At 68.5% G+C, this 14,070-nt stretch carries 13 protein-coding genes and 1 tRNA gene; 7 read left to right on the top strand and 7 right to left on the bottom strand.

Translation table 11 applies throughout. The features are described from left to right. Positions 1–231: 231 nt before the first annotated feature. A tRNA-Leu gene (locus tag ABEA26_RS13635) sits at positions 232–318 on the bottom strand. 552 nt (positions 319–870) lie between these two features. Here ABEA26_RS13635 and ABEA26_RS13640 point away from each other — a divergent pair. The 6 genes from ABEA26_RS13640 (at position 871) to pknB (ending at position 9,130) form a co-directional block, all read left to right on the top strand. Beyond that, positions 871–1,770 carry an FHA domain-containing protein gene (locus tag ABEA26_RS13640; protein WP_345592308.1) on the top strand — a complete coding sequence of 300 codons (900 nt, stop codon included), beginning with the start codon at positions 871–873 and terminating at the stop codon, positions 1,768–1,770. A gap of 10 nt (positions 1,771–1,780) precedes the next feature. Next, positions 1,781–2,299, top strand: a complete 519-nt coding sequence (gene fhaB, locus ABEA26_RS13645; protein ID WP_345592309.1) for an antibiotic biosynthesis regulator FhaB — start codon at positions 1,781–1,783, stop codon at positions 2,297–2,299. A gap of 141 nt (positions 2,300–2,440) precedes the next feature. Then, entirely contained in the window at positions 2,441–4,000 is a 1,560-nt protein-coding gene (locus ABEA26_RS13650) for a Stp1/IreP family PP2C-type Ser/Thr phosphatase (protein WP_345592311.1), read from the top strand. 27 nt (positions 4,001–4,027) lie between these two features. Continuing rightward, positions 4,028–5,464, top strand: coding sequence for an FtsW/RodA/SpoVE family cell cycle protein (locus tag ABEA26_RS13655; RefSeq protein ID WP_345592313.1), 1,437 nt, complete (start codon positions 4,028–4,030; stop codon positions 5,462–5,464). Next, on the top strand, positions 5,461–6,933 hold the full coding sequence (locus ABEA26_RS13660; RefSeq protein WP_345592315.1) for a peptidoglycan D,D-transpeptidase FtsI family protein: 1,473 nt from the start codon (positions 5,461–5,463) through the stop codon (positions 6,931–6,933). The genes ABEA26_RS13655 and ABEA26_RS13660 overlap by 4 nt, the downstream gene beginning before the upstream one ends. A gap of 190 nt (positions 6,934–7,123) precedes the next feature. Continuing rightward, the gene (gene pknB / locus ABEA26_RS13665) at positions 7,124–9,130 is read left to right on the top strand and encodes a Stk1 family PASTA domain-containing Ser/Thr kinase (protein WP_345592317.1); all 2,007 of its coding nucleotides are present in this window, start codon (positions 7,124–7,126) and stop codon (positions 9,128–9,130) included. A 497-nt stretch (positions 9,131–9,627) separates the two neighbouring features. Here the strand turns inward: pknB and ABEA26_RS13670 are convergent, their stop codons facing one another. Then, the gene (locus ABEA26_RS13670) at positions 9,628–9,954 is read right to left on the bottom strand and encodes a hypothetical protein (RefSeq protein WP_345592319.1); all 327 of its coding nucleotides are present in this window, start codon (positions 9,952–9,954) and stop codon (positions 9,628–9,630) included. Between the two features lie 4 nt (positions 9,955–9,958). Here ABEA26_RS13670 and ABEA26_RS13675 point away from each other — a divergent pair, with 4 nt between their 5' ends. Further along, a complete protein-coding gene (locus tag ABEA26_RS13675) occupies positions 9,959–10,324 on the top strand; it encodes a restriction endonuclease (protein WP_345592321.1) in 366 nt (121 codons plus the stop codon). Between the two features lie 90 nt (positions 10,325–10,414). Here the strand turns inward: ABEA26_RS13675 and ABEA26_RS13680 are convergent, their stop codons facing one another. The 5 genes from ABEA26_RS13680 to ABEA26_RS13700 all read right to left on the bottom strand — a co-directional run bounded on the left by ABEA26_RS13680 (position 10,415) and on the right by ABEA26_RS13700 (position 13,965). Beyond that, positions 10,415–11,188, bottom strand: coding sequence for a class E sortase (locus ABEA26_RS13680; protein ID WP_345592323.1), 774 nt, complete (start codon positions 11,186–11,188; stop codon positions 10,415–10,417). A 13-nt stretch (positions 11,189–11,201) separates the two neighbouring features. Next, positions 11,202–12,311: a class E sortase gene (locus tag ABEA26_RS13685; protein WP_345592325.1), complete on the bottom strand. Its 1,110-nt coding sequence runs from the start codon at positions 12,309–12,311 to the stop codon at positions 11,202–11,204. Beyond that, a complete protein-coding gene (locus tag ABEA26_RS13690; protein WP_345592326.1) occupies positions 12,308–12,946 on the bottom strand; it encodes an aminodeoxychorismate/anthranilate synthase component II in 639 nt (212 codons plus the stop codon). The genes ABEA26_RS13685 and ABEA26_RS13690 overlap by 4 nt, the downstream gene beginning before the upstream one ends. Next, a complete protein-coding gene (locus ABEA26_RS13695) occupies positions 12,943–13,104 on the bottom strand; it encodes a hypothetical protein (protein WP_043382636.1) in 162 nt (53 codons plus the stop codon). The genes ABEA26_RS13690 and ABEA26_RS13695 overlap by 4 nt, the downstream gene beginning before the upstream one ends. Before the next feature lie 81 nt (positions 13,105–13,185). Beyond that, on the bottom strand, positions 13,186–13,965 hold the full coding sequence (locus ABEA26_RS13700) for a DUF881 domain-containing protein (protein ID WP_345592327.1): 780 nt from the start codon (positions 13,963–13,965) through the stop codon (positions 13,186–13,188). Positions 13,966–14,070: the final 105 nt, after the last annotated feature.

Here is a 14,070-nt window from a genome sequence, read left to right on the forward strand (position 1 = left end):
CACTCCCGGACCGTCCTGTGCCGCACCGCCTGCCCACTTCATCCCCAAGGGATACGACACCGAGCCGGAGAAGACCGAGCCAGGAGAATGGGGCGGAGCACACTCCGCAAGCCAAGCGTGTAAGCATCATCACACTGCCGTCGACCTGCTCGCACACAGCGAAGCGGGCCCATCGTCTTCACGATGAGCCCGCTTCGTCGATACAACCGGAGCACCTTCGTCGATGCTCGCTGGTGCGCGAGGGGGGAGTTGAACCCCCACGCCCTTTCGGGCACTGGAACCTGAATCCAGCGCGTCTGCCTATTCCGCCACCCGCGCATTGGGTGTGTCCTCGGGCTCCGTCCTTGCGGTGCGGCGCCTTCCGACACGAGAACATTAGCACGCTGGAACGGGTGGATTCACATCCCTTGTCGGCGGGCGGACCAGGCATCCGACCGCCTTCGGGCACTCGGCCCGCCCGGTGTCCGTTCACGTATCAACCTCGTACCGGTCGGGGCCGTCTCACCAGGAGCCGGTAGGGGTCCGCAGTCAGGTGCGGGACACTGGTCCGCAGTCGGCTCTACGATCCTGGGCATGAGTACCTGCGGGAGCTCATCCCGAAGGACCCCGACGGTTCGAAGGGGAGCTCCGGCGGGAACTCCGAGAGGCGTCGACACCTGTCGACCGGGCCGACAGGGGGAACCAGCCGATCGACCGGCGCGTGGATACGATCAGTAAGCAGTACCAGGTAAGCAGTGCACAGGTGAGCGGTTCGCTCGTAAGCAGTACGCAGGGCGGCGGCAGGCAGAGCAGCGGCACGCAGGACGGCAGTACGCAAGGCGGCAGTACGCAAGGCAGCGGACAGGACGGCAGCGACGGAGGAGGTGCCCCATGGGAGTCCTGAAGAAGTTCGAGCAGCGCCTCGAAGGTCTGGTCAACGGCACCTTCGCGAAGGTGTTCAAGTCCGAGGTGCAGCCCGTGGAGATCGCGGGAGCGCTCCAGCGCGAATGCGACAACAACGCGACCATCTGGAACCGCGACCGCACCGTCGTACCCAATGACTTCATCGTGGAACTGAGCACGCCCGACTTCGAGCGCCTCAGCCCCTACTCCGGCCAGCTCGGCGACGAGCTCGCCGGCATGGTCCGCGACTACGCCAAGCAGCAGCGCTACACCTTCATGGGGCCGATCAAGGTCCACCTGGAGAAGGCGGACGACCTCGACACCGGCCTGTACCGGGTGCGCAGCCGTACCCTCGCCTCCTCCAGCAGCCACCAGGGCGGTCCGGCACCCGCGAGCCCCGCCGCGCCCGCCGCCCCCACCGGGCGGCCCGGTACACCCGGCGCACCCGGTGGCGCGGGCGGTGGCTACGGCTACCCGCCGACCGCACCCCCCGCCGGCGCCCCGCCGATGCCGGCCGCACCACCACCCGGCGGCCGCCCCGGCGGCTACGGCTACCCGCAACCCTCGGGCGGCCAGCAACCCCCGGCCGCACCCGCGACCGGCGGACGCACCCGCCACTGGATCGAGATCAACGGCACCCGCCACCAGATCTCCCGCGCGACACTCGTCCTCGGACGCAGCACCGAGGCCGACGTGCGGATCGACGACCCCGGCGTCTCCCGCCGGCACTGCGAAATCCGGACCGGAACGCCCTCGACGATCCAGGATCTCGGGTCCACCAACGGCATCGTGGTGGACGGGCAGCACACCACCCGCGCTACGCTCCGCGACGGCTCACGGATCGTCGTGGGCAGCACCACCATTCTCTATAGGCAAGCCGAAGGGTGATCCGGGGGCAATGTCAGAGCTGACCCTCACGGTCATGCGGCTGGGTTTTCTCGCCGTACTGTGGCTGTTCGTGATCGTGGCCGTGCAGGTCATCCGCAGCGACCTGTTCGGTACGCGGGTCACCCAGCGCGGTGCGCGGCGCGAGGCCGCCCGACCACAGCAGACCGCCACGCGCCAGGGCCAGGCGCCTCCACCGCAGCGCCAGCAGCCCAGCGGCGGCCGGGGCCGCCGAGGCGCGCCCACCAAACTGGTCGTCACGGAGGGCACCCTGACCGGCACCACCGTTGCCCTCCAGGGCCAGACCATCACGCTCGGCCGGGCACACGACTCGACCATCGTGCTGGACGACGACTACGCCTCCAGCCGCCATGCCAGGATCTACCCGGACCAGAACGGCCAGTGGATCGTCGAGGACCTGGGCTCCACCAACGGCACCTACCTGGACCGGTCCCGGCTGACGACCCCCACACCGATCGGGCCGGGATCGCCGATCCGCATCGGCAAGACCGTCATCGAGCTGCGGAAGTAGTGCTACACCAATGAAAGAGCGCGAGCGGAGCGAGCACGCAGCGGCGGCCGGCACCCCGGGCCACGGCGCGCTCCCGACCGGAGGGTGGGCAGTGTGGCTCGACACGACCGGCTGCAGTCGGAGCCGACGGGCGAGGTGCGCATGAGTCTGTCACTGCGCTTCGCCGCCGGATCGCACAAGGGCATGATCCGGGAGGGCAACGAGGACTCCGGCTACGCCGGTCCCCGCCTGCTCGCCATCGCCGACGGCATGGGCGGCCAGGCCGCCGGTGAGGTCGCCTCCTCCGAGGTGATCTCCACCATCGTCCCCCTCGACGACGACGTGCCCGGCTCGGACCTCCTCACCTCCCTCGGCACCGCCGTACAGCGCGCCAACGACCAGCTCCGCCAGATGGTCGAGGAGGACCCCGCCCTCGAAGGCATGGGCACCACCCTCACCGCCCTGCTCTGGACCGGCCAGCGCCTCGGCCTCGTCCACGTCGGCGACTCCCGCGCCTACCTCCTGCGCGACGGCGTCCTCACCCAGATCACGCAGGACCACACCTGGGTGCAGCGCCTCGTCGACGAGGGCCGCATCACCGAGGAGGAGGCGGGCACCCACCCGCAGCGCTCCCTGCTGATGCGCGCCCTCGGCAGCGGCGACCACGTCGAACCCGACCTGTCCATCCGCGAGGTACGGGCCGGCGACCGCTACCTCATCTGCTCCGACGGACTCTCCGGCGTCGTCTCCCACCAGACGATGGAAGACACCCTCGCCAGCTACCAGGGCCCCCAGGAGACCGTCCAGGAGCTGATCCAGCTCGCCCTGCGCGGCGGCGGCCCCGACAACATCACCGTCATCATCGCCGACGTCCTCGACCTCGACACCGGCGACACCCTCGCCGGCCAGCTCTCCGACACCCCGGTCGTGGTCGGCGCCGTCGCCGAGAACCAGGCCCAGTTCGGTGACAACGGCATCATGCAGACCCCGGCCGGCCGCGCCGCGGGCCTCGGCCGCCAGGGCGGGCAGCGCGGCGGGGGTGGCGAGTTCGGCCCGCCCGGCAGCGGTGACACCACCGGCTACGTCCCGGCCGGCGACTTCGAGGACTACGGGCCCGACGACTTCGTCAAACCCCGCAAGAACCGCAAGTGGCTGAAGAGATCCCTGTACGCCGCCCTCGCCCTCGCCGTCATCGGCGGCGGCACGTACGGCGGCTGGCGCTGGACCCAGACCCAGTACTACGTCGGCACCAAGGACGACCACGTCGCCCTGTACCGGGGCATCAGCCAGGACCTCGCCTGGGTCTCCCTGTCGAAGGTCCAGAAGGACCACCCCGAGATCGAACTCAAGCACCTGCCGCCCTACCAGCAGGAACTCGTCGAGTCCACCATCGCCGAAGGCGACCTGGCCGACGCGCGGGCGAAGATCGAGGAACTGGCGGTACAGGCCTCCGCCTGCCAGAAGCAGGCCGAGCAGCGCACCACGAACACCGAGAAGAACGCCAAGACGGGCGAGGGCGAGGCCGGAGGCACCACGGGAACCACCCCCGCCTCCTTCACGTCCAAGGCCTCACCGACCCCGAACGCGTCACCGAACACCTCGGGATCACCGCAGGCACCCGAATCGTCCGAGCCCCCGTCCACGACCGCACCCACTCCAGGCCCCGGCCCGACCCTCTCGGAGGAAGAGCAGAAGGTCGTCTCGCTGTGCGGTAAGCAGTAGGCAAGCCGTGAGAGGCACCGTCAAACGATGAGCAGTTCTACCAACTCGCCGACACACCACACGTCCACGATCGGCGCCATCGGCGCCCCGAGCCGGCGCAACACCGAGCTGGCTCTGCTCGTGTTCGCCGTCGTCATCCCGGTCTTCGCCTACGCCAACGTGGGACTGGCCATCAACGACGAGGTGCCCGCCGGCCTGCTGAGCTACGGCCTCGGCCTCGGCCTCCTGGCCGGTGTCGGCCACCTCGTCGTCCGCAAGTTCGCCCCGTACGCGGACCCGCTGATGCTGCCCCTGGCCACCCTGCTCAACGGACTCGGACTCGTCGCCATCTGGCGCCTCGACCAGTCCGAACTCCTCCAGCGCATCGACCAGGCCGGCAACGCCGCACCCCGCCAGCTGATGTACACCGCGATGGGCATCGCCCTGTTCGTCGCCGTGATGATCTTCCTCAAGGACCACCGCGTCCTCCAGCGCTACACCTACATCTCCATGGTCGGCGCCCTGGTCCTGCTGCTGCTCCCGCTGGTCCCGGGCCTCGGCAAGAACGTCTTCGGCGCCCGGATCTGGATCCAGGTCGGCTCCTTCTCCATCCAGCCCGGCGAATTCGCCAAGATCGTCCTCGCGATCTTCTTCGCCGGCTACCTCATGGTGAAACGCGACGCGCTCGCCCTGGCCAGCCGCCGCTTCATGGGCCTCTACCTGCCCCGCGGCCGCGACCTCGGCCCCATCCTGGTCGTCTGGGCGATGTCGATCCTCATCCTCGTCTTCGAGACCGACCTCGGCACCTCGCTGCTCTTCTTCGGCATGTTCGTGATCATGCTGTACGTCGCCACCGAGCGAACCAGCTGGATCGTCTTCGGCATGCTGATGTCCGCCGTCGGTGCCGTCGGCGTGGCCAGCTTCGAGCCCCACATCCAGCAACGCGTCGACGCCTGGCTCGACCCGATGCGCGAGTACATGCTCTCCCGCGAGCAGGTCGTGGGCCACTCCGAGCAGGCCATGCAGGCCCTGTGGGCCTTCGGCTCCGGCGGCACCCTCGGCACCGGCTGGGGCCAGGGCCACTCCGACCTCATCCGCTTCGCCTCGAACTCCGACTTCATCCTCGCCACCTTCGGCGAGGAACTCGGCCTCGCCGGCCTCATGGCCATCATCCTGCTCTACGCGCTGATCGTGGAACGCGGCGTGCGCACCGCCCTCGCCGCCCGCGACCCGTTCGGCAAGCTCCTCGCCATCGGCCTCTCCGGCGCCTTCGCCCTCCAGGTCTTCGTCGTCGCCGGCGGCGTCATGGGCCTCATCCCCCTCACCGGCATGACCATGCCCTTCCTGGCCTACGGCGGCTCCTCCGTCATCGCCAACTGGGCACTGATCGGTATCCTCCTGCGCATCAGCGACACCGCCCGCAGGCCGGCACCCGCCGCACCCGCCAACCCGGACGCCGAAATGACCCAGGTGGTCCGCCCGTGAACAAACCACTGCGCCGCATCGCGATCTTCTGCGGCCTCCTCGTCCTCACCCTGCTCATCCGCGACAACTGGCTCCAGTACGTCCAGGCGGACGAGCTCAAGGAGGACGAGCACAACCGCCGCGTCGCCATCGACCGGTACGCCACCCCGCGCGGCGACATCATCGTCGACGGCCAGGCCATCACCGGCCACGCCACCACCAAGGGCGACTTCAAGTACAAGCGCACCTACAAGGACGGCGCCATGTGGGCGCCGGTGACCGGATACGTCTCCCAGGCCTACGGCGCCACCCAGCTCGAGGCCATCGACGACGGCATCCTCACCGGCAACGACGACCGGCTCTTCTTCCGCAACACCCTCGACATGATCACCGGCAAGAAGCGCGAGGGCGGCAACGTCGTCACCACCCTCAACAGCGCCGCTCAGAAGGCCGCCTACGACGGCCTGAAGAAGCAGGGCGCCAAGGGAGCCGTCGTCGCGCTCGAACCCTCCACCGGCAAGATCCTCTCGATGGCCTCCTACCCGTCGTACGACCCCACCTCGATCGCCGGCGGCAGCGACGCCGACGGTGAGGCCTGGAACAGACTCCAGAAGAAGAACAACCCCGACGACCCGATGCTCAACCGCGCCCTGCGCGAGGTCTACCCGCCCGGCTCCACCTTCAAGGTGCTCACCGCCGCGGCCGCCCTGGAGCACGACCTGTACGACTCAGCGGACGACAGGACCGACTCCCCGCTGCCCTGGACGATGCCCGGCACCACCACCGAACTGCCCAACGAGGGCGACCTCCCCTGCGAGGACGCCACCCTCCGCGAGGCACTCCGCGTCTCCTGCAACACCGTCTTCGGCAAGATCGGCGCCGACCTCGGCAACGACAAGATGCTCGAGACCGCCAAGAAGTTCGGCTTCGACGAGGAACAGTTCGTCCCCGTCCGCTCCAACGCCTCCGTCTTCTCCGACGACATGAACGCGTCCCAGACCGCGCTCTCCGCCATCGGCCAGTACAACACCGCCGCCACCCCCCTGCAGATGGCCATGGTCACCTCGGCCATCGCCAACAACGGCACCCTGATGAAGCCGTACATGGTCGACGAACTCCAGGACCCGGGCCTGGACACCATCGAGAAGACGGACCCCGAGGAGATGAGCAAGCCGCTCTCCGCGGACAACGCCCAGATCCTCCAGTCCATGATGGAAACCGTCGTCGAGGACGGCACGGGAACCAACGCACAGCTCGACGGCGTCACCGTGGGCGGCAAGACCGGCACCGCCCAGCACGGCGTCGACAACAGCGAGAACCCCTACGCCTGGTTCATCTCGTACGCCAAGGGCGACGACGACAGCTCGCCCGTCGCCGTGGCCGTGGTGATCGAGGACGAGAACGCCAACCGTGACGACATCTCCGGCGGCGGCCTCGCGGCACCGATCGCCAAGAACGTCATGGAGGCCGTCATCGAAAGCAAGAAGTGACCGCGCCATGAACGGGACGTGACTCCCCTCACGTCCCCTTCACATCGGCGCACGTTGCGATACCGGTCCTGTATCGGCTGCCCGGCTTGGCCAAGTCACACAAAGCAAGCCGGGTACCGTAGGCCGGACGGCAGCCTCCGACCGTACAAGCATGCCGGTCGGGACCGACGGAGAGGGCTGGTAGGTAGCTATGGAAGAGCCGCGTCGCCTCGGCGGCCGGTACGAGCTGGGCCCGGTGCTCGGCCGTGGTGGCATGGCGGAGGTTTACCACGCACATGACACCCGGCTCGGACGCCAGGTAGCGGTGAAGACGCTGCGCGCGGACCTCGCGCGCGACCCGTCCTTCCAGGCCCGCTTCCGCCGGGAGGCCCAGTCGGCCGCCTCGCTCAACCACCCCGCGATCGTGGCGGTCTACGACACGGGCGAGGACTACATCGACAACGTGTCGATCCCGTACATCGTCATGGAGTACGTCGACGGCTCCACACTCCGCGAACTGCTCCACTCCGGCCGCAGACTCCTGCCGGAGCGGACCCTGGAGATGACCATCGGCATCCTCCAGGCCCTGGAGTACTCGCACCGCGCCGGCATCGTCCACCGCGACATCAAACCGGCCAACGTCATGCTGACGCGGGACGGCCAGGTCAAGGTCATGGACTTCGGCATCGCCCGCGCCATGGGCGACTCCGGCATGACCATGACCCAGACCTCCGCGGTCATCGGCACCGCCCAGTACCTCTCCCCGGAGCAGGCCAAGGGCGAGCAGGTCGACGCCCGCTCCGACCTCTACTCCACCGGCTGCCTGCTCTACGAGCTGCTGACCGTACGCCCGCCCTTCGTCGGCGACTCCCCGGTCGCGGTCGCCTACCAGCACGTCCGCGAGGAACCGCAGGCGCCCAGCGTCTTCGACCCCGAGATCACGCCCGAGATGGACGCGATCGTGCTGAAGGCCCTGGTCAAGGACCCCGACTATCGCTACCAGTCGGCCGACGAGATGCGCGCCGACATCGAGGCCTGCCTCGACGGCCAGCCCGTCGGCGCCACCGCCGCGCTGGGCGTCATGGCCGCGGGCGGCCACGGCGCCTACCCCGACGACCAGCCGACGACCGCCCTGCACTCCGACGCCGGCGCCACGGCCATGCTGCCGCCCATGAACGCGGACGACGGCGCCTACGGCTACGACGACCGCCCCGACCGGCGCCGCCAGCAGCCCCGCAAGTCCCACACCTCCACGATCTTCCTGGTCCTGGCCGGCATCCTCGTCCTCGTCGGCGCCATCCTCATCGGCAAGTACGCCATCGGCGGCGGAGGAGGCCCCGGCAACGGCACGGTCGAGGTGCCCAACCTGGTCGGCCAGACGCAGGACGACGCCAAGCAACTGCTCACCAACTCCGACCTCGAGCTGGGAACGGTCGAACAGAAGCCCTGCGAGGACCAGAAGAAGGGCAGCGTCTGCGACCAGGACCCCAAGCAGGGCACCAAGGTCGACAAGGAGTCCACCGTCAACCTGGTCGTCTCCACCGGCGCGCCCAAGGTCGCCGTGCCGAACGTGATCGACAAGAACGTCGACGAGGCCACCCAGCTGCTCGAGGACAAGGGCTTCAAGGTCGAGACCAAGCAGACCGAGTCCTCCCAGGACGAGGGCACGGTCCTCAACCAGAACCCCGACCCGGGCGAGGAGCTGGAGAAAGACTCCACGGTGACCCTGGAGGTCGCCAAGGCCGCGGAGAAGGCCACGGTGCCCGACGTGATGGGCCGGTCCTGTGAAGACGCGACGTCCCAGGTGGAGAACAGCAACCTGGTCGCCTCCTGCACGGAGCAACCCACAAGTGACCCGAACCAGGTCGACAAGGTCATCTCCACCACACCCCAGCCCGGTCAGCAGGTCGACCCGGGCTCGCAGGTGACGATCGTCATCGGCAAGGCCGTACAGAAGACCGCGGTGCCGGAGATCAAGATGGGCACCCCCCTGGCACAGGCCCAGCAGGTCCTGACCCAGGCCGGCTTCACCAACATCCAGGTGCCCGGCCCCAAGGACGGCAACGCCATCGTCATAAAGCAGGACCCGCCGGCGGGCACCGAGGTCGACGACCCGGCCGCCACGCCGATCACCCTCACGACCGTGGGCGGCAACGGCAACGGCAACGGCGGTGACAACGGCGGCGGCATCTTCGACGGCCTGCGCGGCGACGACTGACACGCCCGCGCGATCCCGAACGACCAGAGCCCCGGCCCCTCAGCGGAGGGACCGGGGCTCTGTCGTGCGCGTCACCGGGAATCGATCGTGTCTTCGTATGTCATGACTCGTTGACTCAGGGTGACCACAGAAGCCGCCCGAGGTAGCCATACATGATCAACGAGACCGCCCTACTGGAATCACCGGCCCTGCGCGACAGCGTGCTCGAACGCACGGACGTACTCGACAAGGTGAAAGCACTGTCCCTGCTACCGGACGGCATGCACGTGACGACGGCGATGGCGGCCGTGTACTTCGAGGTCACCGTCGAAGCCGTCCGGCAGTTGGCCAAGCGCCATCGTGAGGAACTCACAGCCAACGGAATGACCGTGCTCCGAGGCGCTGACCTGCGGAAATTCGAGAGTGACAATATGTCACTCTCGCTGGCCAGTTATCCACAGGCCCGCCGAAGCCTCACCACCTACTCCAGGCGAGCCGTACTCAACATCGCCATGCTGCTACGCGACAGCGACATCGCCCGCCAGGTACGCAGGTACCTGCTCGACATGGAGCACCTGGCCCGCACACAGCCTGTGGACAGCCCCCACACCACAGCCCCCTCCGCCCTCGACGCCCGCATCGACGAGCGCATCACCCACATCCTCGGCAGGACCGTCGTGCCGATGTTCAACGCGCTGATCGCCACATCCGGCGAACACCGTCACGAGCTCATCGAACTCCGCGCGGACATCGAGAACGTCGAGCGCAAGCTCTGCTGGCACCACAGGCGCCTCGCCACTCTGGAAGGAGACGGCCCCCGCAGACAACGTCAGGTCCACACTCAAGGCCATGACCTGGAAGGCGTTCGAGCACCACGTAGCCGACCTGCTGCGCCGGGACGGCTGCGTCGACGTCGTCGTACGGCAGGCCCGTACCGACCGGGGCATCGACATCACCGGCCGGACCGCGGACGGGCGTACGGTCGCCGTCCAGTGCAAGAACCGGGCCGGTCGCTGGGCCGTGCCCAGCGCCGACATGCAGAAGTTCGCCGGCGCGTCACGCGCCATCGCCCAGGCGGACATCGCCCTCTTCGTCGCCACGTGCAACTTCAACCACGAATCGGAGGCGATCGCCAAACTCACCGGCGTCGTCACCGTGAACCGCGAGGAGCTGGAGGCCTGGAGCGCCGGAGTACGTCTCAAAGCACTCCGCTGAGCACCTCGACAAGAGGCCCGAAGCCGCAAAAGGACGTTGCGGCTTCGGGCCTCCCCCATGCTAAGCGACCGGCCTCCACAAGAAGGCCGGTCAGCGCAGTTCCTTCGGCGGAGTCCGCTCCCCGTCCACCTTCTCCGTACGCACCAGCTCCCCCCACACCACGTACCGGTACCGGCTCGTGTACAGCGGCGTGCAGGTCGTCAGCGTGATGTAGTGGCCGGCCTTCTTCTTGCCGGACTCCTTGGGGACCGCGTCGAGGACGTCGACGTTGTACTTCGACGTCTCGGGAAGGACCGCGTAGGTCTTGTAGACGTACCACTTGTCCTTCGTCTCGAAGACGATCGGGTCCCCTTCCTCGATCTTGTCGATGTCGTGGAACTTCGCCCCGTGCCCGTCCCGGTGCGCCGCCAGCGAGAAGTTGCCCTCCTTGCCCGACGTCGGCAGAGCCGACTTCACCGGGTCGGTGTAGTAGCCAGCCACGCCGTCGTTGAGGACCTTCATCGACGTGCCCTTCTCCACCAGGATGTCGCCGTTCCCCATCGCCGGCACGTGCAGGAAGCCGATGCCCGCCTTCGTGTCCAGCGCCCCCGGGCCGTCCGGGCCGACCCGGTCCTGTGCCCAGTCGTCACGGACCTTGTCGGCCTGCTTGTCCGCCGCGCGGTCGGCGACCACGTTCGTCCACCAGAGGGAGTAGACGACGAACAGGCCCAGTACCAGGCCCGCGGTGATGAGGAGCTCGCCGAGGACGCTGACGGCCTGCGCGAGGACACGCCCGGGCCCTCGCCCACGGCGGCGTGCCGTGGGACCCGGCGAGCCGTCCGCGACGGCCTGCTCTTCGTGCTCCGTGTCGGTGGTCGCTGCCACTGGTCATCCGCCCTTAACTGACGAGCGCATCCGGCTTGCCCTTGCTGCGCGGCCGTTCCTCGACCATCTTGCCCCAGACGATCATCCGGTACTTACTGGTGAACTCCGGCGTGCAGGTGGTGAGCGTGATGTAGCGGCCCGACTCCTTGAACCCCGACTGCTTCGGCACCGGGTCGAGGACGCTGATGTTGCTCGGCGACGTCACCGGCAGGATCGACGCCATCTTGTACACGAAGTACTTGTCCTGAGTCTCCACGACGATCGGATCGCCCGCGCTCAGCTTGTTGATGTACCGGAACGGCTCGCCATGCGTGTTGCGATGCCCCGCCAGCCCGAAGTTGCCCGCCTTCGCGTCCGGCATCGCCGTCTTCAGCGCGCCCTCGGCGTAGTGCCCGACCATCCCCCGGTCCAGCACCTTCTCGTCGTCGATGCCCTCCGCGATCGGCACCACCACGTCCAGCTTGGGAATGTGCAGCAGTGCGAAACCCTGCCCCGGCTCGAAGACCCCCGGACTCCGCTTGCCGTTCGCCCAGTCCTCCTGGAGACTGCTCGCCTCCTTGTCCGCCTGCGCCTGCGCCCGCACGTTCGTCCACCACAACTGGTACGTGACGAACAGCAGCATCAGCACACCCGACGTGATGAAGACCTCACCGATCGCCCTGCTCGCGATCACGGCCGCGCCCGGCTTGCGCGCACGGGCCTGCCGACGCGCCTCAACGCGGGACAGGGGCGCTTTCGGCTCCTCCCCCGACTCCGATGTCGCCGACGACCCCCGAAAGGCCCCACGGCGCCCGTGACGCCGTTTCGCGGCCTTCCTGCGGGCCGCGCGCCCACCACCCACGGGTACATCGGATGCGGGAGCCGCCGAGGAATCGGGCCCCCCTCGCTCCCGCGGCGGCTCGGGTACCCGCAGCGCCACCGTCTCGTCGTCCTCGACGACCGGCCGATACGCCCCCTCCGAAGAGAAGTCCCCGGAAGAGAGACCCTCAGAAGAAAAGCCCCCGGAAGAGAGGTCCTCGTACCAACCGTCCCCGAACGCACCGGAATCCCCGTACGGCTGCCCGTACGAGGATCCCCGGTCACCGGCCGCGCCGGAGTCGCGCTCGGGGCGCAGTGCGGTCACGCCGTGGCCCTGCCCACCACCGGGGCGAGCCCCGCCGACCTCGCCACCGCGTCCTGGTCGCCGCACTCCGCCAGCCAGTTGGCCAGCATCCGGTGCCCGTGCTCGGTCAGCACCGACTCCGGATGGAACTGCACACCCTCGACCGGCAGCTTCCGGTGGCGCAGCCCCATCACGATCCCGTCCGGCGTACGGGCCGTCACCTCCAGCTCGGCCGGCACCGTGGTCGGCTCCGCCGCAAGCGAGTGGTACCGCGTCGCCGTGAAGGGCGAGGGCAGACCCGCGAAGACGCCCTTCCCCGCGTGCTCGACCGGCGAGGTCTTGCCGTGCAGCAGCTCCGGCGCCCGGTCCACCACACCGCCGTACGCCACCTGCATCGACTGCATGCCGAGACAGACCCCGAAGACCGGAACCCCGGTCGCCGCACAGTGCCGCACCATCTCCACGCACACCCCCGCCTGCTCCGGCGCACCCGGTCCGGGGGAGAGCAGCACACCGTCGAAGCCGTCCTGGGCGTGCGCCGTCGACACCTCGTCGTTGCGCAGCACCTCGCACTCGGCGCCCAGCTGGTACAGGTACTGCACCAGGTTGAAGACGAAGCTGTCGTAGTTGTCGACGACGAGGATGCGCGCGCTCACTGGTTGTCCACCGTCACATCGTTGAAGGGAAGCAGCGGTTCGGCCCACGGGAAGACGTACTGGAACAGGACGTAGACCACGGCCACCGCCAGCACGAGCGAGAGCAGCGCCTTCACCCACGCGTTCCCCGGCAGATGCCGCCAGATCCAGCCGTACATGCCGTCCCTTCCGTCGCACCACGGCGCCGGAATCACGCCGTACGGCACCAGACTAACGGCGAGGGGCCCTCCACAACGGCGTCAATCCACAGGCCGGGCATAGTGCAGGTCCGCCGTGCCCGAGTAGCCCGGCAGCGTCACCCGCCCCTCGTCCTCGACCTTCCAGCCGAGCCCGTAGACGTTGACGTACACCATGTAGTTCTGGATCGTCGGCGACGCCGACAGCGCGTCCTTCAGCCGCTCCGGATCACCGACCGCCTGGATCTTGTACGGCGGCGAGTAGACCCGGCCCTGAAGGATCAGCGTGTTGCCCACGCAGCGCACCGCGCTGGTGGAGATCAGCCGCTGGTCCATGACCTTGATGCCCTGCGCCCCGCCCTGCCACAGCGCGTTCACCACGGCCTGCAGATCCTGCTGGTGGATCACCAGGTAGTCGGGCTCGGGCTCCGGGTAGCCCGGGAGCTTGGCGGTGGCGTCCGGCGGGGCGTCGTCGAGCGTGACCGAGATCGACTCGCCCTTCAGCTCCTGCGTACCCGCCTTCTTCTCCAGCTCGGCGAGCCTGTCCGCCTCCGCCTTCGTACTTCCGTTGTCCCGCTCGGCGAGTGCGTCGACGTCGTCCCGGAGAGCCGCGTTGGACTCCTCCAGCTGACCGTTCTCCCGACTGCGCTCGTGGATGAGGTCGGACAACTTGAGCAAAGAGGCATCCGTGCGGATATTGGTGCCCTTGGCGGTATTGAAGCTGGTGAAGAAAATGAGCCCCGCGAGCGCGAAGACGGCTGCCGTGAGTACCCGAACCGGCCGGAAACGGCGCTTGTGGACAGGACTGGATTCGGTCCCGGAGGAGTCGGCAGAATTGCTCAACGTACCCTTATCTCCTTCGGCGCCACGGAAGCACTACGCTAACGGACGCCCGGGGGAGCGCTTCAAGTCCCCGACCCCGTTCCCTGCGCGGCCACGCAGCGCATC

The sequence above is a fragment of the Streptomyces marokkonensis genome (assembly GCF_039539045.1).
In the GTDB taxonomy this organism is placed as follows: Bacteria; Actinomycetota; Actinomycetes; order Streptomycetales; family Streptomycetaceae; genus Streptomyces; species Streptomyces marokkonensis.

Bases quoted from the DNA above. Each gene is read 5' to 3' on its own strand.
- ABEA26_RS13640 (WP_345592308.1), top strand. From the start codon at position 871: ATGGGAGTCCTGAAGAAGTTCGAGCAGCGCCTCGAAGGTCTGGTCAAC.
- fhaB (WP_345592309.1), top strand. From the start codon at position 1,781: ATGTCAGAGCTGACCCTCACGGTCATGCGGCTGGGTTTTCTCGCCGTA.
- ABEA26_RS13650 (WP_345592311.1), top strand. From the start codon at position 2,441: ATGAGTCTGTCACTGCGCTTCGCCGCCGGATCGCACAAGGGCATGATC.
- ABEA26_RS13655 (WP_345592313.1), top strand. From the start codon at position 4,028: ATGAGCAGTTCTACCAACTCGCCGACACACCACACGTCCACGATCGGC.
- pknB (WP_345592317.1), top strand. From the start codon at position 7,124: ATGGAAGAGCCGCGTCGCCTCGGCGGCCGGTACGAGCTGGGCCCGGTG.
- ABEA26_RS13675 (WP_345592321.1), top strand. From the start codon at position 9,959: ATGACCTGGAAGGCGTTCGAGCACCACGTAGCCGACCTGCTGCGCCGG.
- ABEA26_RS13695 (WP_043382636.1), bottom strand. From the start codon at position 13,104: ATGTACGGCTGGATCTGGCGGCATCTGCCGGGGAACGCGTGGGTGAAG.